The organism is Rhizobium sp. AP16, from assembly GCF_000281735.1.
In the GTDB taxonomy this organism is placed as follows: Bacteria; Pseudomonadota; Alphaproteobacteria; order Rhizobiales; family Rhizobiaceae; genus Rhizobium; species Rhizobium rhizogenes.
In genome coordinates this window covers 27,760-47,622 of the sequence record NZ_AJVM01000043.1, presented here as the reverse complement: position 1 = coordinate 47,622, position 19,863 = coordinate 27,760, and the positions used below count along the sequence as shown (strand labels likewise).

Annotated in this window: 20 protein-coding genes and 1 pseudogene; 8 read left to right on the top strand and 13 right to left on the bottom strand. The window is 62.0% G+C overall.

All coding sequences use genetic code 11. From position 1 onward, the window contains the following. Both PMI03_RS30990 and PMI03_RS14930 read left to right on the top strand, forming a co-directional pair. Positions 1 to 176: pseudogene (locus tag PMI03_RS30990) on the top strand (ABC transporter permease); the annotation flags it as partial. A gap of 269 nt (positions 177 to 445) precedes the next feature. Continuing rightward, positions 446 to 1,159, top strand: coding sequence for a DNA helicase (locus tag PMI03_RS14930; protein WP_007694637.1), 714 nt, complete (start codon positions 446 to 448; stop codon positions 1,157 to 1,159). A gap of 40 nt (positions 1,160 to 1,199) precedes the next feature. On the opposite strand, the gene PMI03_RS14925 is transcribed toward PMI03_RS14930, so the two are convergent. From PMI03_RS14925 to PMI03_RS14910, 4 genes are all read right to left on the bottom strand, one after another. Further along, on the bottom strand, positions 1,200 to 2,615 hold the full coding sequence (locus tag PMI03_RS14925) for a sensor histidine kinase (RefSeq protein WP_007694636.1): 1,416 nt from the start codon (positions 2,613 to 2,615) through the stop codon (positions 1,200 to 1,202). Then, positions 2,605 to 3,273: a response regulator gene (locus PMI03_RS14920; protein WP_007694635.1), complete on the bottom strand. Its 669-nt coding sequence runs from the start codon at positions 3,271 to 3,273 to the stop codon at positions 2,605 to 2,607. Before PMI03_RS14920 ends, PMI03_RS14925 begins: the two co-directional genes overlap by 11 nt. Positions 3,274 to 3,336: 63 nt before the next feature. After that, on the bottom strand, positions 3,337 to 5,127 hold the full coding sequence (locus PMI03_RS14915; RefSeq protein ID WP_007694634.1) for a hypothetical protein: 1,791 nt from the start codon (positions 5,125 to 5,127) through the stop codon (positions 3,337 to 3,339). 10 nt (positions 5,128 to 5,137) lie between these two features. Further along, a complete protein-coding gene (locus PMI03_RS14910) occupies positions 5,138 to 6,652 on the bottom strand; it encodes a lipopolysaccharide biosynthesis protein (protein ID WP_007694633.1) in 1,515 nt (504 codons plus the stop codon). A gap of 188 nt (positions 6,653 to 6,840) precedes the next feature. Between PMI03_RS14910 and PMI03_RS14905 the strand changes: the two genes are divergently transcribed. After that, positions 6,841 to 7,695: a glycosyltransferase family 2 protein gene (locus tag PMI03_RS14905; protein WP_007694632.1), complete on the top strand. Its 855-nt coding sequence runs from the start codon at positions 6,841 to 6,843 to the stop codon at positions 7,693 to 7,695. Here the strand turns inward: PMI03_RS14905 and PMI03_RS14900 are convergent. The 3 genes from PMI03_RS14900 to PMI03_RS14890 form a co-directional block, all read right to left on the bottom strand. Further along, positions 7,662 to 8,864 carry a glycosyltransferase family 4 protein gene (locus PMI03_RS14900; protein WP_007694631.1) on the bottom strand — a complete coding sequence of 401 codons (1,203 nt, stop codon included), beginning with the start codon at positions 8,862 to 8,864 and terminating at the stop codon, positions 7,662 to 7,664. The two genes, PMI03_RS14905 and PMI03_RS14900, sit on opposite strands and share 34 nt — an antisense overlap. A 331-nt stretch (positions 8,865 to 9,195) precedes the next feature. Then, positions 9,196 to 9,570, bottom strand: coding sequence for a VOC family protein (locus tag PMI03_RS14895; RefSeq protein WP_007694630.1), 375 nt, complete (start codon positions 9,568 to 9,570; stop codon positions 9,196 to 9,198). A gap of 124 nt (positions 9,571 to 9,694) precedes the next feature. Further along, positions 9,695 to 9,931 carry an Lrp/AsnC ligand binding domain-containing protein gene (locus tag PMI03_RS14890; RefSeq protein ID WP_039974084.1) on the bottom strand — a complete coding sequence of 79 codons (237 nt, stop codon included), beginning with the start codon at positions 9,929 to 9,931 and terminating at the stop codon, positions 9,695 to 9,697. Between the two features lie 253 nt (positions 9,932 to 10,184). Between PMI03_RS14890 and PMI03_RS14885 the strand changes: the two genes are divergently transcribed. Continuing rightward, the gene (locus PMI03_RS14885) at positions 10,185 to 11,174 is read left to right on the top strand and encodes an Ldh family oxidoreductase (RefSeq protein ID WP_007694628.1); all 990 of its coding nucleotides are present in this window, start codon (positions 10,185 to 10,187) and stop codon (positions 11,172 to 11,174) included. Positions 11,175 to 11,261: 87 nt separating this feature from the next. Here the strand turns inward: PMI03_RS14885 and PMI03_RS14880 are convergent, their stop codons facing one another. Beyond that, on the bottom strand, positions 11,262 to 11,987 hold the full coding sequence (locus PMI03_RS14880) for an alpha/beta fold hydrolase (RefSeq protein ID WP_007694627.1): 726 nt from the start codon (positions 11,985 to 11,987) through the stop codon (positions 11,262 to 11,264). Positions 11,988 to 12,138: 151 nt separating this feature from the next. Between PMI03_RS14880 and PMI03_RS14875 the strand changes: the two genes are divergently transcribed. Beyond that, positions 12,139 to 12,582 carry a MarR family winged helix-turn-helix transcriptional regulator gene (locus PMI03_RS14875; protein ID WP_007694626.1) on the top strand — a complete coding sequence of 148 codons (444 nt, stop codon included), beginning with the start codon at positions 12,139 to 12,141 and terminating at the stop codon, positions 12,580 to 12,582. Between the two features lie 8 nt (positions 12,583 to 12,590). On the opposite strand, the gene PMI03_RS14870 is transcribed toward PMI03_RS14875, so the two are convergent. The 4 genes from PMI03_RS14870 to PMI03_RS14855 form a co-directional block, all read right to left on the bottom strand. Next, complete coding sequence (locus tag PMI03_RS14870) at positions 12,591 to 13,916, bottom strand: glucoamylase family protein (protein ID WP_007694625.1); 1,326 nt, start codon at positions 13,914 to 13,916, stop codon at positions 12,591 to 12,593. A 128-nt stretch (positions 13,917 to 14,044) separates the two neighbouring features. Further along, on the bottom strand, positions 14,045 to 14,620 hold the full coding sequence (locus PMI03_RS14865) for a TetR/AcrR family transcriptional regulator (protein ID WP_007694624.1): 576 nt from the start codon (positions 14,618 to 14,620) through the stop codon (positions 14,045 to 14,047). 8 nt (positions 14,621 to 14,628) lie between these two features. After that, complete coding sequence (locus PMI03_RS14860) at positions 14,629 to 15,093, bottom strand: nuclear transport factor 2 family protein (protein ID WP_007694622.1); 465 nt, start codon at positions 15,091 to 15,093, stop codon at positions 14,629 to 14,631. Positions 15,094 to 15,172: 79 nt separating this feature from the next. Then, positions 15,173 to 16,036: a DMT family transporter gene (locus PMI03_RS14855; protein ID WP_007694620.1), complete on the bottom strand. Its 864-nt coding sequence runs from the start codon at positions 16,034 to 16,036 to the stop codon at positions 15,173 to 15,175. Positions 16,037 to 16,144: 108 nt separating this feature from the next. On the opposite strand from PMI03_RS14855, the gene PMI03_RS14850 reads away from it, so the two are divergent. Then, complete coding sequence (locus PMI03_RS14850) at positions 16,145 to 17,563, top strand: PLP-dependent aminotransferase family protein (protein WP_007694619.1); 1,419 nt, start codon at positions 16,145 to 16,147, stop codon at positions 17,561 to 17,563. Positions 17,564 to 17,565: 2 nt separating this feature from the next. Here the strand turns inward: PMI03_RS14850 and PMI03_RS14845 are convergent, their stop codons facing one another. Further along, complete coding sequence (locus PMI03_RS14845) at positions 17,566 to 17,994, bottom strand: VOC family protein (RefSeq protein WP_007694617.1); 429 nt, start codon at positions 17,992 to 17,994, stop codon at positions 17,566 to 17,568. Between the two features lie 107 nt (positions 17,995 to 18,101). Between PMI03_RS14845 and PMI03_RS14840 the strand changes: the two genes are divergently transcribed. After that, positions 18,102 to 18,959 carry a LysR substrate-binding domain-containing protein gene (locus tag PMI03_RS14840; protein ID WP_007694615.1) on the top strand — a complete coding sequence of 286 codons (858 nt, stop codon included), beginning with the start codon at positions 18,102 to 18,104 and terminating at the stop codon, positions 18,957 to 18,959. Positions 18,960 to 19,105: 146 nt separating this feature from the next. Beyond that, complete coding sequence (locus tag PMI03_RS14835) at positions 19,106 to 19,831, top strand: GntR family transcriptional regulator (protein WP_007694613.1); 726 nt, start codon at positions 19,106 to 19,108, stop codon at positions 19,829 to 19,831. Positions 19,832 to 19,863 lie beyond the last annotated feature (32 nt).

Below are 19,863 nucleotides of genomic sequence, written 5' to 3'. Positions count from 1 at the left end.
CGTTGGCCGGTATCGGCTACCTGATCTCGATCGCCAAGGGCACCTACGATGCCGCCGGCCTCTATGCCGCGATCATCCTGGTGATGGTGGTGACGCTCGGGGCGGAATACGTGATGACGCTGGTGGAAAACCGCATCACCCGCTGGCGGCCGCAGCAGAGCATGGACATGCATTAAGCCAGCTGGACAATCCAGCACCTCCCAAGGCAAAGGCCGGGCGAAACGCCCGGCCTTTTGCGTTTCGAGGAACCGTTGCGGCGCCGGGTGTGGGCGATTTTCTTTGGGAGAGAATCAGCTTATCTTCCGTTTCAGGCAAAGCCCATGCCTCCCCCCTCCGACCGGGAAAGTATCATTCATGCGGGGCTGACCAACCATCGAACCGACTGTTCGAGCGCCAAGCATAAGGAGGGATTGCAATCGCAGCTCGCAATAGGAGGTTTTTTGAGATGAGGCTTTCCGCCCCACTGTATCGACTGAAACACAAGGCGCGGCTGTTGTCGCGCCAGGAGAATATCCCGTTGCATCAGGCCCTCGACCAGATTGCCGCCGAAGAGGGTTTTCGCAGCTGGAGCCTGCTCGCTACCCGTGCGGATGAGACTACGCCCGCCGGCGAGATATTTTCCCGGCTGAAGCTCGGCGACCTGGTGCTTCTCGGCGCTCGTCCGCGCCACGGCAAGACCTTGATGAGTCTCAGGCTCGCCGTCGAAGCAATGAAATCCGGCAATCGCGGTATCTTCTTCACGCTGGAATATACCGAAAGGGAGGTCGTCGACCGATTTGAGGCGATTGGCGCGGAGTTCGAGCATTTCAGGGGTCTGTTCGAATTCGACAGTTCCGACGCGATCAGCGCCGATTATATCATCGAGCGGCTGGCATCGGCGCAGAAGGGAACTCTGGTGGTCGTCGATTATCTGCAGATACTCGACCAGAACCGCCAGAAACCGGAATTGATGGTTCAGGTCCAAGCGTTGAAGGCTTTTGCGCGCGAGAAGGGGCTGGTTATCGTCTTCATCTCGCAGATCGACCGGTCCTATGAATCGTCGGCGAAGACCTATCCTGATCTGGAAGATGTCCGCCTGCCCAACCCGCTGGATCTTGGCTTGTTCGACAAAACATTCTTCCTGAACAAGGGAGAGGTTCAGATCCGGGCAGCTGGATAGCAATCTCGCCGGTTTTCGGTTGCCGGTGGTTTGAAATCAGTCAGACCGCCGGCAGCCTTACGGTCACCAGCAGACCACCCTCGGCTGCGTCGCCGAGCGTGACCGAGCCGCCTGCGCCGTCCACCACTTCGCGGACGATGGCAAGCCCGAGGCCGCTGCCCTCCGGTTCCGTGCCGATGATGCGATAGAAGCGCTCGAACACCTGGGCGCGTTCGCTCTCCGGAATGCCTGGGCCGTTGTCTTCCACCGTCAACACGGCGTCATCGCCATCGCGGGCGACGCCGACCGTGACCCGGCCGTTCGCCGGGGTGTAGCGCAGCGCATTGTCAACGAGATTGACCAGCATCTCGCGCAGCATCATGCCGTCACCCTCGACATGGATCGGCGTGCTGCCGGCCTCCAGACCGAGATCGATATTGTGCCGCAGCGCTTCCTCGGCGAGGTTTTCCAGCACACGCCGGGCGGTGGCGGCGAGCTCGATCGTATCGCTGCGCGGCCTGCGGCTGCCCGGTTCGGCGCGTGACAAAGTGAGAAGCTGGCTTGCCAGCCGCGTTACTTGCTTGGTGCTGGAGCGCAGCGCCTGCAGCGCCTCGTCGCGCCTGGCATTGTCGGCCTCGCGTGCAGCAACGCTTGCCTGCGTCGAGATCAAAGCGAGCGGCGTGCGCAGCTGATGGGCGGCGTTGGAGACGAAGCGGCGTTGCGCTGCCATCTGGTTCTGGACCCGCTCCATATGATCGTTGAGGGCGTGGACCAGCGGTCGCAGCTCGCTCTGCACCATGTCGGGTTCCAGCGGGTCCAGCCGCTCGCGGCCGCGTTCGCGCACGGCATCGCGCAGCCGTAGCACCGGCGTCAGACCCCGTTGCAGACCAATGATCGTCACCAGGCCGGCGATCAGCACCAGCACGAGCTGTTTGGTGAAATCCGATAGCCACAGCTTGCGGCGCATGGCGTACTGGCTGTGATGGGTGACGGCGACGGTGACCGAGATCGTGCTGTCCTCGCCGAGCCCGACGATCGGCTGGTTCAGCAGCATCAGCCGCACATCGTCGGTGCGAAACGTTGTGTCTTCGCCGGTCTGCTGCCTTTTCGGTTGCGGCAGGTCGGGATAGCCGGCGATGAGGTTCCCCCAAGCGGTGATCACCTGATAGAAGACGCGATCGCCGTTGCCTGTATCGAACATTTCGAGAGCTGCGGGCGGAATGTCGAGCTGGACGGTACCACTGGGGTCGACATGCACGGCCTCGGCGATGACGCGGGCCGAGGCGAGCAGCGTGTGGTCGATAACGAGATCGGCGGTGGCGTTGGCCGACCGGTAGCTGAGATAGAGATTGACGCAGATCGCCCCGATCAGCGTCAGCACCACCCAGGCGAACAATTGCGCCCGCAGGCTGGCGGTCAGCCCCGCTATAGCGTGGCCGAGGCGTCCTTCCTGCGGGAGGCTTTCATCATTGCGCATGGCGAAGAAGATAACCGAGGCCGCGCAGCGTGGCGATCTGCACGGCGCTGCCTTCGAGCTTCTTGCGAACGCGATGCACGTAGATTTCGATGGCGCTGGTATCGGCGAGATCGTCGAAGCCGAAGACGCTTTCCGAGAGCGCTGTCTTGGTCACCGTCGTGCCGACCTTCATGACCAGATGTTCGAGCACGGCATGTTCGCGCGGCGTCAGCGCCAGGGTTTCGCCGCCGAGAGAGAATTGCCGTGTGCCGCCATCGAACACGAGGTCACCGACGGCGATTTCGGGGGCGGCGCGGTCATGGCCGCGGCGGACGGCGGCGCGAATGCGGGCTTCCAGCTCGGCGATTTCGAAGGGCTTGGCGAGATAATCGTCAGCGCCGCTGTCGAGTCCGGTAATGCGGCCGTCCAGGCTGGCGTTGGCTGTGAGGATGATGACCGGCACCTTGTTGCCCCCCTGACGCAGCCGCTTCAACAGCGTCAATCCGTCGATTTTCGGCAGGGAGAGATCGAGGATGACGACCGCGTAGCTCGCCACTTTTAGCATATGTTCGCCGTCCTCGCCGTCATGCGCGATGTCGACGGCATATTGCGCCTGACGCAGCGCCTTGCCGAGCCAGGACGCCAGTTCGCGGTTGTCTTCGACGATCAGGAGCCTCATGCGGCGAGTATACAGCAAGTGCCGGATGTTGCGAGTGTTTCGGGGGAATGCATGCGCCCTATTTCACCGTCTGCCCAGCCTCAATCCCATCTCCCTCACTTCCCGCAAGTACACCTTGCGCGCATAGGGCGGCGTCAGATTGTGGTCGGCGCCGGGGATGATGGTGAGGCGGATGTCGGGGAAATTCCGGAGTGCTGAGGCGTCCTCGCCGAAGTGCTCGTGGAAATGATCGAGGCCGATGTCATGGGCGCTGTAGATCAGCGATATGTCGACCCGGCGCCTGGCGAGCGTTCGGAAACCACCCATGACGATTTCGTGCTCGCCGGCGAAGAAGGGCAGGACGCCGAGCAGGGGGCGGCCGAGCCGGACAGCGCGTCGCGCCAGCGCCGTGACGATGTTGCGCGCGGCACTTTTAGCGTCGATCTGGCCGCCATAGAGCCGCTTCAGCGTTTCCAGTTGCAGGAACTTCTGGCCGTAGGTCTCAAGCGAGCGCGGCACGAAGCGCAGACCCTCGTCGACCGATTGCGTTTCATTCCAGAAGAAGGCGTAGGGGTTGACGGTGATCAGGCCGTGGCACCTCTCATCGTTCATTGCGGTCTGGTAGGCGAGATAGCCGCCGCTGCAACGGCCGACGGCGAAGGCAGGCAGCAGCTTTCTGGCCTCGAGCATGTCGAGTGCGGCGCTGACATCCCGATGTTGGTCACGAGAATAGAGCACCTGGTCGGGGGCGTCGGGCAAAGGCGGGCTATCGGCGACATTGGCGGTGTCGAAGCGCAGCGAGGCGATGCCGTCGCGAGCGAGTGCCCGCGCCATGGTCACCGATGTCCGACCCCAGCCGGCGTGCCGGTCATAGGCGGTGGTCAGGAGCAGCGCGGTTGCGCCCGTCCGCTCGCCCAAGGGTTCGCAGAGAATGCCGAAAAGGCGATCCCCCTCGCCGAAGCGGAGCGGCATCTCGCGAAAGCCGTCGCCCTCAAGTGCTTCGGCGCGCGGTGCGTGGAGAATCTTGCGTGTGGTCGTGACAGGCTTGGTGGCGATAGACTGCACCCAATCCAGAATCTTGCGGCCGGCCTCAAGCGGCATGGCGGCGATGGTCGGGTTCGAAACCAGTTCGTCATAGCCGTCATAGGCGGCCTGTTCGATGCGCGGTCCCAGCGTCCCGAGATGGGTTGCGAAGTCGGCATCGCCCGGCCTGCCGGGTCGGGTCAGGACAAGGCAGTCCGGCGCGCTGACATGGCCGCGCGTCATCAGGTTGAGCGTCTTGACCGTGGCGGCGATGGCGTCCGGCATGCGCAGGCTGGCGACGGTGACGCCCTCGGTCTGGCGCTGTGTCTCGTCGAGCCCCATGCTTTCGTCGATCATTTTCGACCAGATGGTCAATTCGCGCAGATAGGCGCGGCCGGAAATCGTCGGCGCGAGAAGGGCGATGCCGTCGACGGCGTCAAGCCGCTCGGCAATATCAAGGGCGATGGTGCTTCCGAGCCCCTGGCTCACAAGGATAAGCCGCTCGCAGCCTGACAGCGATCGCAGCATGGCGGCAGCAGCCAGTGCCGTATCCTCCCAAAGCGCCAATCCTTGCCCTTGCTCGGCGACGTCGAGCGCGTCGCCCGTGCCGGCATAGTCGAAACGCAGGCTGGCGATGCCGGCCTTGGCAAAGTCCTCGGCGAGGATGCGCCAGAACTTGCGGGTGCACATTTCCTCGAAACCCCAGGGGCTGAGGAACAGGACAGCGGTGCGGCTTGGCGGCGCGGCGGCGGGCATAAACAGGCCGACGGTGCCGGCGAAGGTCACCGGTACGGCGGCGACCGTGATCTCTTTGATTGTGTCCACGTATTCGGCGGCTCCCCAACCAGCCATGATCGTCTCCTCACATTCGGCGCGGCGCCAATAGCGCCAGCGCGTGAACGGCAATCGGATGGGCGCGCCGTGGCAGGCGCGCGGCAATCTGTTGCATAACGGCGATATCCTCCGGCGGTACGGCGTTCAGTAGCCGGAGTGCCAGGCCATAGACCAGCGCGCCGGCGATGATGGCGCCGGCAAGGCCCGGAATGCCCGGCAGGACATGCAGGAAGCCATAGGCGGCAGCCGCGCAAAGCATGGCGGCGGCGGTGACCTTAGCGAGGCTGACGAACATGCTGCGCATCGAGCCTTCGAATTTCATCAGGCGCACCATCAACAGGCACATAGCGGTGAAGGCCAAGAACCGCACCAAAGCGGCACCCTCGCCGCCATAGAAGGGCACTGCGATCAGGCAGCCGACGACCATGATGACGCTGGCTGCGACGCCGATGATCGTGCGTTCGCGCGTGCGGTCGATGGAATAGAGATATTGCGTGCAGATCTGCATGAAGACGTAAGGTGCGGCCGTCAGCGACAGCAGTGCCACCATGCCGCCGCTCGGCCCAAAGGGCTTGCCGAAGATGGTGACCACCAGCTCGGGCGCGATCGCCGCAAGACCGAAGCTCATCGGCAGGGTGATATAGGCAATGCTGCGCGCCACGCCCTCGAAGACGCGGATCGGCAGCTTGCCGGATGGCTGCGCATGCATCTGTTCGGAATAATAGGGCAAGAGGCTGCCACTCAGCTGCACCGGAAGCTGGAGCGCGAGATTGGCGAGCGACAGGCCAACGGCATAAAAACCGACCGCTTCGATGCCCCAAAAATGCTGCAGGAAGAGCAGCTCGATGCGGTTGAGGAAGATCGAGCTGTTGATGAGTTCGATCGAGAGAATGAGCGAGGAGCTGACGAGGGCGCCAAGGCCGACGCCGCAGCTGTTGCGGCGCGCGATGGCGATCTTCAGGGTCGCGAAGAACATTGGCAGCTGGCCGATGGCATAGCCGGCAAGCGCGCCGCTGACGCCGAAGAAGATGGCGCCCAGGAGCACGGTGACAAGTTGCAGCGCCGAACTTGTCACGGTGATGCGCAGGAAGGTGCCGAGCTGCTGTTCGCCGATCAGGTAGTTCTTGCTATAGGCGCCGAAGGATTGAAGGACGAAGAACACGCCGGTGATGGCTATGACGGCGGATGCGTTGCCGGCCCAATGCAACCGCTCCGTATCCCAATAATAGGCGGCATAGCCGGCGAGCAGGATCAGCGTTGCCAGGATCGTCGGCTGCAGGAGATAGGCGGCAAAGCCGCGCCGGTCCTCGGTGGAATAGCCCTGTGCCTTCAATTGTGGCAGGATGCGCAGCAGCGTGACGCCGGCGCCGAGTTCGGCGATGAGCGCGCCCGTCGTCGTCAGCCACAGCGAAAAGGCAATGATGCCGTTGGCCTCGGGGCCGAGCAGACGGGCGGCGATGATCGAACAGGCAAAGCCGGTCGCGAGCAGGGTCAGCCCCGCTGCCGCGTTCAGCGCCGAATTCGCCATGATGCTCTTCGTCATGAAGATTACCGTTCTAAAAGTCGCAGAAAGTGGCCGAGACTATCCGGCTCTTCATGGAAATAGCGTCTGCTCTATTTCATATGCCTTAATATTTACCGTCTATTCCTAATGTAAATTTTGTTTTTACTTCAGCTAATATTCAATTTTCCTGATATTGGCTGCTTTGCCGCTTGCCAAGAGGAACTTCGTTGTTCAGCCTCATCGTCTGTACGATCGATCGCTTCGACCAGCTGGAACGGTTGTTCCTGTCGCTGAGCAGTCAGCGATATCGGGATTTCGAGGTCGTTGTCGTCGACCAGAATCCGGACGACAGGCTATCCCAGCTGGTCGGACGGTTTTCGCCCCTCTTCACCATCCGGCATATCCGCTCGGCCAAGGGGCTTTCACGGGCGCGCAACAATGGGATGGCGGCGGCGACCGGCGACTATGTGGGCTTTCCCGACGATGATTGCTGGTACGAGCCGAATACGCTCGATATGGCCGAGCGGCTGTTCGTCGCGCATCCGGAACTTGCCATCGTCACCGGCCGCACGCTCGACGCCGGTGGCATGGCCTCCGTCAGCCCGACGGGCGAGGTTCCGCTTGCGGTGACGCGCTGGAATTATCTGAAATGCGGCAATTCCAACGGCATCTTCGTTCGCCGTGCGGCGCTGGCCGATATTGGCGGTTTCGACGAAAACCTTGGGGTCGGCTCGGACACGCCGTTCCAGAGCGGCGAGGAGGCGGATTTTCTCTTGCGTGCGCTGGCAACGGGCAAGCAGCTGATGTTCTTTCCGGAATTGATCGTCCACCACGATCAGGTCACCAACGAATATGGTCCGCGACAGGTCGAGCGGGCGCGCAAATATGGGCGCGGTTTCGGCGCGCTGATGCGCAAGCAGCGTTTTCCGCTGGTCTATGTCGGCTATCGCCTCCTGCGCCCCGTCGGCGGCTGGCTGGCGGCACTCGTCCGGTTCAACGCGGATGCGGCGCGTTACAAGCGCGCCTGGCTCATGGGTATTCTCGAGGGTTATGCCACCTGGCCGCGCTGGGGCAGCGGCTGATGCCGTTCGCCCTTCGGGGTCATCGCCTCGGCATAGGCATCGATATAACGCTCCGCCACCTCATCCCACGCATAGGCGCGGGCGTCGCGGATCAGCTCCTCGCGCAAGCCGGGGCCATCTGTCTCAAGGCGCTCGAAAGCGGTGGTCAGTGTATCGGCAGCCGCTTGCGGATCCGAGAAGTCGGAGAGCATCAGCGCCGGATGGGTCTCGGCCAGCGCGACATAGGCGTCGTTCGTGTGCAGCACCGGCAGCAGGCCGGCGCTCATCGCCTCGATCGCCACCAGGCCGAAGCCTTCATATTCCGAAGCGGAAGCGAAGAGCGAGGCGCGGGCAATGATGTTGCGGATGGCGCTGTTGTCGATCGACACATGCAGCGACACATGGCGGCCGAGATCGCGGTCGGCAATTTCCTGTTCCAGCGTCGGCTGGTCGAGGTCGGAGGCGGCGCCGATGATGTCGAGATGCCAGTCCGGATCGCGGTCGGCCAGCACCCTCATGACGTCGAGCATGCGGTCGAGCCGCTTGTTGACCGAGAAGCGGCCGATGGTGACGATGCGGCGGCGGGCTTCCAGCGCTGCGCAATTGGCGAATTTGGCGACGTCGGCACCGTTCTCGATCAGGCGGGCACGGCGTCCGGCAATGCTGGAAAATAGCCGTTCGTCCGACTGGCTGCAGCAGATCAGCTCGGCATAGGCAAGCGCCGAGATCCGGGTCGCGGTGTTGAACCAGAGCTTCTTGATGGCTGCGAATTTCGGCGTGTGGAAGAAGCCGCCATGGGTGGTGGCGACCATCGGCCGGCCATGAAACAGCTTGCCCCAGGCGAGCGCGTCGAAAAAGAAGTCGACGGCATGAACATGGATGAGGTCGGCGTCGGCGATATGCTTGAACACCTTCGGCGCCACCGGGTAGCGGCTGGAGCCGGACCAGGGGATGCGGACGATCTCGATGCCGCCGATGGTTTCGCTCGGTGCCAGCTCGCGGGCCGGGTCGGAAAACAGGCTGTTGCAGGTCACGACGCGGACGCGGTAGCCACGGCCGATCAGCTGCCGGCAGAGATTGGCAACCACATCTTCCAGCCCGCCCTTGTTGGGCAGGAACTGGCGCACGACATGGACGATCAGCGGCCCGCCCGGCTTCTGTGCCTGAATATCTGAAATTGCCGACGTCATCGATCCCGCCCTCGATCCTTGGGCCGCGCACCACCGCGGCGATCAGGCGCACGCAAGCGCCATCCGTTGATCAGCACGCAACGCTGCTCAGCGGACGGTTAAAAAGGACTTAATCGCGGGCGAAAAGCCAAGCGGTTTCGGGAAAGAGGGTTAATATCGGGACTGTTTGGGGAATCTCAGGTGGGCCTGCCGCTGTCGAGCCATGTCGGAAAGTGTGGTGTTATGCCGCAAATGCCACCAACGGCAACTTTCAGCCCTAAGCGGACATTCCCACGCCTACTCGCCTCCAGACATCGATCACGCTGTCCACTACGCGCTGCTGACGCCGATCTCACTTCGTCGGCTGAGTCCGTGCGGTGAGTTTATTTCCGTCCGGATCGCGAAGATAGGCGACGAAGGACCCGTTCGGACGCTCTGTGGGCGGGCTTTCGATCGCTGTGCCACCATGCTTGGTACCGGCCTCATGCCAAGCTAGAACATGGTCTTGGCTTGCGGCGGCAATTCCGATAGTCCCACCGTTGGCCGCGGTCGCCGGCTTGCCGTCGATCGGTTTCGTGATCATCAGCCGACCGCCCTCGTGGGCATAGATCAGCCTGCCCCTAGCATCCATCTCGCCGGGCTTGCCTCCCAGTGCAGCGAATGTGGCGTCGTAGAAGGCTCTGGCCCGCTCCAAGTCGTTGCTGCCGATCATGACGTGGGTGAACATGCTTCATCTCCAGTAAGATACCCAATCTGTCCCCATCCTCGGGTAACGTAACCCTGGCGGCATTTGCTCACAATTCCTGGAAAGTGTGGCGTCGGAAGCGATGCCTGTCCATCTTCTGGACCTTTTAGAACGCCCTGAATGTCAGCGTTGTCAGCGAGCGGACGATACCGGGGATGTTGGCGATGTTGTCGTTGATGAACTTGCCGATCTCCTGCTCGTCCTTGATGTAGACCTTCAGCAGCAGGTCGTAGTCGCCGCTGGTGGAGTAGAGTTCCGAGACCAGCTCCGTCTGGTAGATGGCGTCGGCGACCTCGTAGGTCTTGCCGGGGGCGCATTGGAGCTGAACGAAAATGGGCTTCATGAGACGATCCTGCTTCTGTCCGCGGCCGCGATTGTAGCCGACGCTTTGCTTTATAATGGTCGAAAGCGCCATGGCCATGCAAGTTTTTCTCTGTCCACTGGATGTCGCTCTTATGATTTCCGCAATCGGGAGGGAGCGCCAGCCGGCAGGTTCATCATCGCGTGCGGCGAAGCAAGTCATTGTTGCATTGCGATAGGAAAGATCAGGGCGTAGGAATATCTCGCTCTCCTCATTCATTCCAAGGTCTCTCATCATGCATCTGTCGCTCGCCGAAGCCGAAACGCTGGTCGTGGAGGCGTTGCTGCGAAATCGGGTCAGCCCGGAGAATGCCCGCGCGGTCGCCATTGCGCTTGTTGCGGCGGAGGCCGCCGGGCAGGGTGGCCATGGCTTGCGCCGTATGCCGGCCTATGCTTCGCAGGCGAAAGCCGGCAAAACCGATGGTTTCGCCAAACCGCAACTGACGCGCCCTTATCCCGCCGTGCTGCGCATCGATGCCGGCAACGGCTATGCCTATCCGGCGCTCGATCTTGCGGTTGCCGAGCTTTCCATCGTTGCCCGCGAACAGGGGATTGCGCTTGCCGCGATCAGCCGCTCGCATCATGCCGGCGTGATGGGGCTGACGGTGGAGCGCTTTGCCGATCAGGGGCTGGTGGCGCTGATGGTCGCCAATGCTCCCGCCTCGATGGCGCCCTGGGGCGGCAAGACGCCAGTCTTCGGCACCAATCCGATCGCCTTTGCGGCGCCCTTGCCGGATGCCGATCCCATCGTCATCGACCTGGCACTGTCGAGGGTGGCGCGCGGCAAGGTGATGGCCGCGCGGCAGAAGGGCGTGGCGATCCCGGACGACTGGGCCTTCGACCGCGACGGCAAGCCGACCACCGATGCCGAGGAGGCACTGGCCGGCACGATGATACCCGCCGGCGAGGCGAAGGGTGCTGCGCTGGCGTTGATGGTGGAGATCCTGTCGGCCGGGCTGACCGGCTCCAATTACGCCTTCGAAGCCTCGTCGCTTTTTGACGACCAGGGTCCGCCACCGGCGCTCGGCCAGACGATCATCGCCATCAATCCGGCCGCGATGAGCGTTGCCGACACGGCAAAGCGGCTGGCACTGCTGGCAGGCGAGATTACCAGCGACCCCAATGTCCGCCTGCCTGGACGTCGTGGCCAGACGGCGCGGCATGAAGCGCTGGCAAACGGGATTTCCGTCGAGGACGATGTGATCGAGATGATTAAGGGGCTTTGAGGCGCTCGACGGCGGTCGTCAGGACAAGACAATACCGGAGCGCCTGGGGCGCTCCGGTATTGGAAAGAACGGATACTCACCTGGCATTTACTTGGCGGTTGCGGCCTGCTCGATGAGGGCGGCAACGACGTCAGGCTTGGAAACGTAGACGGCGTGACTACCAGCCGTTTCCACGACAGTCGATTCGGCGCGTTTGGCCATCAGGCGTTGTGCGGGCGGCGGGATCATGTGGTCGTCGGTTGCGACCAGATAGTAGCTCGGCTTGCTCTTCCAGGCGGGATTGGTCACCGCGCCGGCCAAGGCCTCGACACCCCACGGAACCTGCGAGTCGGCCATGAATGAGGCCGTTGCGGGATCGATGTCCGCTCCGAAAGCTTCCGCAAACTTCGCCTTGTCGAGGAACAGGTAGCCGTCAACCGGCGGCAGGATCGGAGGCACGGCTGCGCCAGCTGGCGGATTGGCGATCAGCGACGACACGGACTCACCTTTGTCGGGCGCGAATGCAGCGATATAGACGACGGCCTTTACCTTCTCGTCGGTGCCGGCTTCGCTGACGACGACGCCGCCGTAGGAATGACCGACCAGGACTACGGGGCCATCCTGCTGCGCAATGGTCCGCTTGGTGACGGCCACGTCATCGGCAAGCGAGGTGGTCGGGTTCTGGACGATGCTGACATTGTAGCCGTCCTTCTTCAAAATGTCGTAGACGCCTTTCCAGCCGGAACCATCGACGAAGCCGCCATGGACAAGGACGACGTTCTTGGCGCCGACGGGATTGAGGGCGGTTGCGGTTGCGATCAGGGTGTTGGTCATGCGCTTGCCTCCTTTGTTGATGTCAGCGATAATAATTATCGCGATAATTATTTTAATACGCCGCAGCTCGACCATTGTAAAGCGATTTATTTATCGCGATATCATTTTTTGTGGTAATGATTACGAACCAAGCTGAATCCAGGAGACGACGATGACCGATACCCCGACACTGCCGCTCGACAGCCAACTCTGTTTCTCGATCTATGCGACGTCGATCGCCATCCATCGCGTCTACAAGCCGATGCTCGATGAACTCGGGGTTACCTACACGCAATATCTGGTGCTGAGCACGCTTTGGGAGACTGACGGCCTGACCATTTCGGCCATTGCCGACAGATTGGCTTTGGAGCCAAGCACGATCACGCCGGCGGTGAAGCGGTTGGAAAGCGCCGGGTTTGTGACACGCCAGCGCAATGCTTCGGATGAAAGGCAGGTCCAGGTGCACCTGAACCCGAAGGGGGCTGAGCTTCACGCAAAGACGGGTTGCCTCACGGAGACGCTGCTCCGTCGCTCCGGCTTCACGGTGCCGGAGATGATCGATCTCAACCACAAGGTCCAGTTGCTACGGGACGGTATGACCAAGGCGGAGGTTTAACTGGGCCGTCAGGCGATCGCGGGCCTTGCCTGTTTTTCGTCCAGCCAGCCGCCGGTAAAGCCGGCGCGGTCGAGACCTCGGCGCAGGATCGGCGATTGGCGCATCAGGTTCCAGATCATGCCCGTACGTTCGTTTTCGATCATCATCACGAGCAGGCCCTGGTCGATGGCGACCGAGCGGTCGTCGACCCAGCCTTCCGGGCCAGAGCCCTTGACGCTCGGATTGAAGCCGCCGGGGAAGCGACCGTCCAGGAGCAGGTTCGGATAGGTTGAAAGCAGGGCCTTGGTGCCATCGAGCGCTGCCTGGCGGTCGAACGGCAGGCAGGAAAGCGGCCCCCAGGGTGCGATCGTACCGTCGTCGGGACCGAGCGGCGCGCCGCGCGCCGCATAGCCCAGAACTTTCGGGCTATAGCGCCGGCTGTGCTTGGTGCCGGTCGGGTTCGGTCCGTCACAGGCCGACAGGCCCCAGATGTCCTTGGTGTAGCCGACGAAATGGCCGGGGTTGCGGTCGGTGTAGTCGCGCTGGACGGCGATCGCCGTCTGTGTGTTGCGGAAGTAATCGATTTCCTTCTCGGCGACATGCCGGTCGCTGATCCCACGGAAATCGATCCAGGCATGCGAGAACAGGTGGATGAACAGCGGTCCCGCGTAGAGAAACGGCGTGTCCTTGAACATCATCCAGGTGTAGGTGGAGGCGAAGGCTTCGTAGCTGGACGAGGGGATGGCGTGCGTCGGGGAGGCAAGTGCCAGAACGTAGAGGAAGATCGCCTCGTCATAGCCCTGATAGCGCCAGCGCAGGAAGCCGCTGCTCGGCTTCCAGCCCATGCTGATCGTCGGACCCTTGTTCAGCGCCCAGTGCCAGTCGCAGCGTTCATAGAGGAATGTCGCCTGCGCGCGAATATCCTTTTCGGCCTGGCTGGGGCCATTGAAATAGGCCGCCGCCGTCAGGACGCCGAGCAACAGTAGGCCGGTATCGATGGTCGAAAGTTCGCTGTTCCAGGCGCGATTGCCGGTCTCCATGTAAAGGAAGTGATAATAGAAGCCGCGATGGCCGGTGGCCCCGCGCTCGTCGCCCTGCTGGCTTTCGGCAAAGAAATTAAGTGCGGCGAGCACGCGCTTCGCCGCATCCGCGCGGCTGATCCAGCCGCGCTCGACGGCGACCGGATAGCTCGACAGCGCAAAGCCGACAGCGGCAATACTGCAATGGCTCGTCTTGATCGAAGTGTCCGCCACCAGCCCGTTTTGCGGATTGGTGTGGAGCATGAAATAGTCGAAGGCCGACCGTTGCAGGCGGTCGATCAGTGCATCATCGGTGTCGTTGGTCTGTTGCAGCATCTCTATCCATCTCCTCGGCGCTCCCGTTTTCTGCTGAGCACAGGAGCTTGGACAGTTGCAAATCAAAGATGATTAATGCTGCCACGCTTTTGTGGATGATTGTTTAAGATTGGGGCTCCGTACCCGATTTACGGCCCCCTCCTTCCGAGAGCCTCCATCAGCCGCTCCCTCAATCTTCCCAGTGTCCGCCCGAAAATCGAATCATCCCCCAAGGCTCTCGCAAGCGTCAGCGCGCCCTGGATGCCAACAACTGCTTCCTCGGCAAGCTCCCGCGCTTCCGCTGCCCCTACGCCGGCCCTCATCAAGGCGCCGGCAAGCGCCTTGATCCAGCGTTTGAAATAGCCCTGGATCGCGCTTGAGAAGCGGTCACGCGTTTCGTCTAGCGCGAAGGCGCCGATGAGGCAGACGCGGCGGCCGGAGCGGAAATAGGTGTTGGTGGTTTCCCACATCAGGGCAACGGCGGCGCGCGGTTCGTCTTCCTCGAGCGGCCTGAACATTTGCGTGACGAACCAGCCATCGATATTGGCCATGATTTCCGCCGCCATCTCTTCCTTTCCGCCGGGGAAGAAGTGGTAGAGGCTGCCCTTCGACAGCTTGGTGCGGGCCGTGATGCTGCTCATCGACGCGCCCTCATAGCCGAGTTCGCGAAAGACTTCGGCGACCAAGGCTATGGCGTCCGACTTTTCAAAGACAGTGCGTGTCATGATCCGCCTCAGAGGCCGAGATCGGACAGGCCGGGATGATCGTCGGAACGGCGGCCAAGCGGCCAGTGGAATTTCCGGTCTTCTTCCTTGATCGGCATGTCGTTGATCGAGGCGAAGCGGCGCTGCATCAGGCCGTCGGCGTCGAATTCCCAGTTCTCGTTGCCATAGGAGCGGAACCAGTGGCCGCTGTCGTCGCGCCATTCATAGGCGAAGCGCACGGCGATCCGGTTGCCATCGAAGGCCCATAATTCCTTGATCAGCCGATAATCGAGCTCTCTCGCCCATTTGCGGGTAAGGAATTCGACGATCTCCTTGCGGCCGCGCGGAAATTCGGCGCGGTTCCGCCATTGGCTGTCTTCGGTATAGACCTTCGAGACGCGCTCCGGATCGCGGCTGTTCCAACCATCCTCGGCCATGCGGACCTTGGCGATGGCGGTTTCGCGGGTGAACGGCGGTATGAGGGGGGTGGCCATGTTTCGCTCCTCTACTAGACTGATAGGTTTATCATAAACTGATCAGTCTAGTAGAGCAAGAGCATGTTTGAGGTCAGGGTTATCGCGCGAATTTCTTCGCGCCCACCACGCAGGCGACGACGCCAAGGGTCACGGCAAACATCGACCAGCTGACGCTCTCTTTCAGCAGGGTGGCGGCGAGCGCCAGGCCGAAGAAGGGCTGGAGCAGCTGCAATTGCCCGACAGCGGCGATGCCGCCTTGCGCCAGCCCGCGATACCAGAAGATGAAGCCGATCAGCATGCTGAAGAGCGAGACGTAGATCAAGCCAATCCAGGCCGGCCCGCCAATGCCGGCGATGGTTTGCGGCATGGTGAAGAGGCAAAGCGCAATCATGGCCGGCAGCGACAGCACCAGTGCCCAGCAAATCACCTGCCAGCCGCCCAGCCGGCGCGACAGTACCGCGCCTTCGGCATAGCCGAGGCCGCAGACCAGGATTGCCGCGAGCATCAGCAGGTCGCCGACCGGCGAGGCGGAGATGCCCTGCGCGAGCGCGTAGCCGCAGACGATGGCGCTGCCAATCACTGAAAATATCCAGAAGGCCAGCCGCGGCCGCTCGCCGCCGCGCAAGACGCCGAATATGGCCGTCGCCAGCGGCAGCAATCCGATGAAAACGATCGAATGGGCCGAGGTGACGTGCTTGAGCGCCAGGGCTGTCAGCAGCGGAAAGCCGACGACGCAGCCGATTGCGACGATGATGAGAGGCATGATGTCGCTCCGGACGGGCCGCTTTTCCCGGAAGGCGAACAGCAGGCAGAGCGCCAGGATGCCGGCGATCGCGGCGCGGGCGACGGTCAGGAAGACGGGATCGAAATCCATCACCGCCGCCCGCGTTGCCGGCAGCGAGGCGCTGAAGATCAGCACGCCCGTCAGTCCGTAGATCCAGCCACTCGTCGTCTTGTCCATGTTTATGCTCCTGGTTTGTCGTCCGCGATATCGGCGAAGTCGGCTGGCTATTCCAGAGACGGTGCAGTACAATTCGTATGAACTGTTATGGTATGAGGTGTGGTACGGATGAACGGCTTAATTGCGGCAAACGGGAGCGGCGTCACGCGCATCGAGGGCGTGATGGCGGCGATTTCGGAGCGGATCGCCGCACGGAGCCTTCCGCCCGGCGCGCGGCTTCCTTCGGTGCGCAGCTTCGCCAAGACCATGCAGATGTCGGTCTCCACCGTGGTCGAGGCCTATGAGCGGTTGGCGGCCGAGGGCGTGATCCGCTCGCGGCCCGGTTCCGGCTTCTATGTCTGCGGGCCGCTCGCGCCGCTTTCCCTGTCCGAGATCGGCCCCCGGCTCGACCGCGATGTCGATCCACTGTGGATTTCGCGGCAATCGCTGGAGGTGGGCGAGGATGTGCTGAAGCCCGGCTGCGGCTGGCTGCCGCCGTCCTGGATGCCGCAGGCGGCGCTGCGCCGCGCGATGCGCAGTCTGGCGCGCGTCGAAGGCGGCGTTCTCACCGACTATGGAACACAGCTCGGCTTGCCGCCCCTGCGACAGCTCCTAGCGCGGCGCATGGCTGAACACGGCATTGCCGCATCGCCCGATCAGATCATGCTGACGGAGTCCGGTACGCAGGCGATCGATCTCATCTGCCGCTTCCTGCTCGAGCCCGGCGACACCGTCCTGGTCGACGATCCCTGCTATTTCAATTTTCATGCGCTGTTGCGCGCGCATCGGGCCAATGTCGTCGGCGTGCCCTTTACGCCGACAGGACCGGATATCGCGTTGTTCGGCGAGGCGCTCGAAAAGCACAGGCCGCGCCTCTACATCACCAATTCCGCCGTCCACAATCCGACGGGCGCGACCTTGTCGCCGGTAACGGCGCATCGCCTGCTGAAGCTGGCGGATGCATCCGACCTCATCATTGTCGAGGACGATATTTTCGCCGATTTCGAGCAGATGCCGGCGCCGCGGCTCGCCGCCTATGACGGGCTCGACCGGGTGATCCATATTGGCAGCTTCTCCAAGACCTTGTCGGCCTCGGTGCGTTGCGGCTTCATCGCCGCGCGGCCGGACTGGATCGATGGCCTTGTCGACCTGAAGGTCGCCACCAGCTTCAGCAGCGGCCAGCTTGCGGCAGAACTTTTGTTTTCGGCGTTGAAGGACGGCAGTTACCGCAAGCATATGGAAGCGCTCAGGGCACGGCTTGCCAAGACGATGAGCGAGACTGCCGCGCGCCTGGAGGCGATCGGCATTGTCCCCTGGCTGAAGCCGCAAGCAGGCATGTTCCTCTGGTGCCGGCTGCCGGAGGGGATCGAGGCGGCCGATATCGCCCGTGCCTGCCTTGCCGAGGGTGTCATCCTCGCCCCCGGCAATGCTTTCAGCCTGATGGATACGGCCGGCAGCTTCATGCGCTTCAACGTCGCGCAATCGACCGATCCAAGGATTTTCGATGTGCTGGCGGCGGCGATGCGGACTTTGCGTCGCCGCGCCTAGCCTTATTTGGCAAACAGGCTGTTGATGTCGGCAAACGCCTTCAATTCGACGGCATTGCCGCTCGGATCCTTGAAGAACATGGTTGCCTGCTCGCCGGGTTCGCCCCTGAAACGAATATAGGGCTTGATGACGAAGTCGATATTCGCCTTGGTCAGCCTCTCCGCCGCGGCCTCCCACTCTTCCATCGACAGAACGACGCCGAAATGGCGTACCGGAACGCCGTGACCATCGACAGCGTTGGCGGTGACTTCACCGGTTTCCTGAGGAGCCAGATGGGCGACGACCTGGTGCCCATAAAAGTTGAAATCGATCCAGTCGGGAGAGCTCCGGCCCTCGGAGCAGCCGAGGAGGCCGCCATAGAAGGCACGCGCAGCCGCGAGGTCGTTGACGGGAAAGGCAAGATGGAAAGGGTGAAGGGGTGCCGTGGTCATTGCTCATCTCCATTAAGGTGAAATTCCATGCGGCGACCTATAAGAAACATTCTTTCTGATGAAAAACGATATATAATGAGTCTGAGAGACAGGAAAAATTATCAATCGTGATTTCGGAATTGAAAACGCTGGTGGCGATTGCCCACTTCGGAACCTTTGCCGCCGCGGGTGATCGGATCGGGCTGACGCAGGCGGCGGTCAGCGGCCAGATGAAGCGGCTGGAAGAAAAGCTCGGCGTTCAGCTGTTCGAAAGAACAGGCCGCTCGGCAACGCTGAATGCCGCCGGGCTGAGAACGCTTGAGCGGGCGAAGGACATCATCGCGAAATTCGAGGCGATCGCCGATCCGGCGGATGAGGATAGCGGCGGGCGCCTCAGCATTGGCGCTATCGCCTCCGTTCAGTCAACCGTTCTTGCCCGTGCGCTCGTACCGTTTCGCGATCGATTTCCGAAACACCATATTCATATCGTACCGGGGATTTCCCTTCATTTGCTCGATCTGCTCGATGCGGGCGAACTCGATCTGGCCGTGATCATCAAACCCTCTTTCGGCATACCGAAGGATTTCGTTTGGCAACCCTTGTTGCGTGAACCGTATGTGCTGGCGGTCCCGAGCTGGATCGAAGGTGACGACTGGCTGGCCTTGCTGCAGGAGCAATCGTTCATTCGCTATGAGCGCAGCTCGTTCGGCGGCCGGCAGGTCGACCGATTCCTACGGTCCTTATCCGTCACGGTTAGGGAATCGGTGGAGATCGATGACATATCCGCGATGGCGGCCTTGGTTGGGCAGGGACTTGGTGTGGCGCTGTTGCCGATGACCGAGGGAAATTTGCCTCTTCCGCCGTCGGTCCGCGTGGTGTCGCTGGCCGACAGGACTTTTTACCGGGAGATCGGCATATTGAAGCCACAGGCGGATCAACCGGTGACTGCGTATCTCGCCGATTGTCTGACCGCAGCCGTGTCGTGACGCTTTTCAGATAGAGCTATTTTTCAAGCCGCTCCCTGCATTTCAGCATCAGGGAGTCGATCGAGTGCGGGTTTCGTTTGACTCGTCATATCCAGCGTCAACGCTACTGAATTGACAACAGGTCATTTAGTCATCTATATGACTGTATGACCTCTTTAGATGACAGACTTCCCCGCTATCAACGCCTGCGCGACGATCTCGCCGCGAGGATCAATCGTCAGGAATGGCGGCCTGGCGAATCGATTCCGTCCGAGGCGGAGCTTTCGGCAACCTACGGCGTCGCCGTGGGCACAGTCCGCAAGGCGATCGATCAGCTCGTGGCCGATGGCGTCGTCGAACGCCACCAGGGGCGGGGCACCTATGTGCGGCGTGCCCGGTTCAACTCCTCGCTTTTCCGGTTTTTCCGTTTCCAGTCGGAGAGCGGCGAGCGCCGCGTGCCCGAGAGCCGCATTCTTCGGCGTGAAAGCATCGCAGCGCCCTCGGCCGTTGCCTCGGCGCTGCGGTTGCGCGAGGGAGATCCTGTCATTTCCCTTTCACGCCTTCGCCTTATCGGCGGCGTTCCGCTGCTGGCTGAAGAAATCTGGCTGGAGAGGTCGCGCTTCGAAGCGCTGCTGACAATCGATACGTCCGAATTCGGCGATCTTCTCTATCCGCTTTATGAGGAATGTTGCGAGCAGGTGGTCGTATCGGCGGAGGAAACGCTGACCGTCGAGATCGCGCCGCCGCTTCAGGCGCGCCTGCTGGCGCTGGAACCGGGATCGCCTCTGGTCGTCATCGAACGCGTTGCCTTCGATCTGGAGCGACGACCCATTGAATGGCGGCGTTCACGCGGTCCCGCCGACCGCTTCCGCTATCACGTCGACATACGCTGATCTGTAACCTTTAGGAACATGAACTGGCGCGC

Bases quoted from the DNA above. Each gene is read 5' to 3' on its own strand.
- PMI03_RS14855 (WP_007694620.1), bottom strand. From the start codon at position 16,036: ATGGACAAGACGACGAGTGGCTGGATCTACGGACTGACGGGCGTGCTG.
- PMI03_RS14910 (WP_007694633.1), bottom strand. From the start codon at position 6,652: ATGACGAAGAGCATCATGGCGAATTCGGCGCTGAACGCGGCAGCGGGG.
- PMI03_RS14915 (WP_007694634.1), bottom strand. From the start codon at position 5,127: ATGGCTGGTTGGGGAGCCGCCGAATACGTGGACACAATCAAAGAGATC.
- PMI03_RS14845 (WP_007694617.1), bottom strand. From the start codon at position 17,994: ATGACCACGGCACCCCTTCACCCTTTCCATCTTGCCTTTCCCGTCAAC.
- PMI03_RS14925 (WP_007694636.1), bottom strand. From the start codon at position 2,615: ATGCGCAATGATGAAAGCCTCCCGCAGGAAGGACGCCTCGGCCACGCT.
- PMI03_RS14875 (WP_007694626.1), top strand. From the start codon at position 12,139: ATGACCGATACCCCGACACTGCCGCTCGACAGCCAACTCTGTTTCTCG.
- PMI03_RS14895 (WP_007694630.1), bottom strand. From the start codon at position 9,570: ATGTTCACCCACGTCATGATCGGCAGCAACGACTTGGAGCGGGCCAGA.
- PMI03_RS14920 (WP_007694635.1), bottom strand. From the start codon at position 3,273: ATGAGGCTCCTGATCGTCGAAGACAACCGCGAACTGGCGTCCTGGCTC.
- PMI03_RS14865 (WP_007694624.1), bottom strand. From the start codon at position 14,620: ATGACACGCACTGTCTTTGAAAAGTCGGACGCCATAGCCTTGGTCGCC.
- PMI03_RS14900 (WP_007694631.1), bottom strand. From the start codon at position 8,864: ATGACGTCGGCAATTTCAGATATTCAGGCACAGAAGCCGGGCGGGCCG.
- PMI03_RS14870 (WP_007694625.1), bottom strand. From the start codon at position 13,916: ATGCTGCAACAGACCAACGACACCGATGATGCACTGATCGACCGCCTG.
- PMI03_RS14860 (WP_007694622.1), bottom strand. From the start codon at position 15,093: ATGGCCACCCCCCTCATACCGCCGTTCACCCGCGAAACCGCCATCGCC.
- PMI03_RS14880 (WP_007694627.1), bottom strand. From the start codon at position 11,987: ATGACCAACACCCTGATCGCAACCGCAACCGCCCTCAATCCCGTCGGC.
- PMI03_RS14885 (WP_007694628.1), top strand. From the start codon at position 10,185: ATGCATCTGTCGCTCGCCGAAGCCGAAACGCTGGTCGTGGAGGCGTTG.
- PMI03_RS14850 (WP_007694619.1), top strand. From the start codon at position 16,145: ATGAACGGCTTAATTGCGGCAAACGGGAGCGGCGTCACGCGCATCGAG.
- PMI03_RS14930 (WP_007694637.1), top strand. From the start codon at position 446: ATGAGGCTTTCCGCCCCACTGTATCGACTGAAACACAAGGCGCGGCTG.
- PMI03_RS14835 (WP_007694613.1), top strand. From the start codon at position 19,106: ATGACCTCTTTAGATGACAGACTTCCCCGCTATCAACGCCTGCGCGAC.
- PMI03_RS14890 (WP_039974084.1), bottom strand. From the start codon at position 9,931: ATGAAGCCCATTTTCGTTCAGCTCCAATGCGCCCCCGGCAAGACCTAC.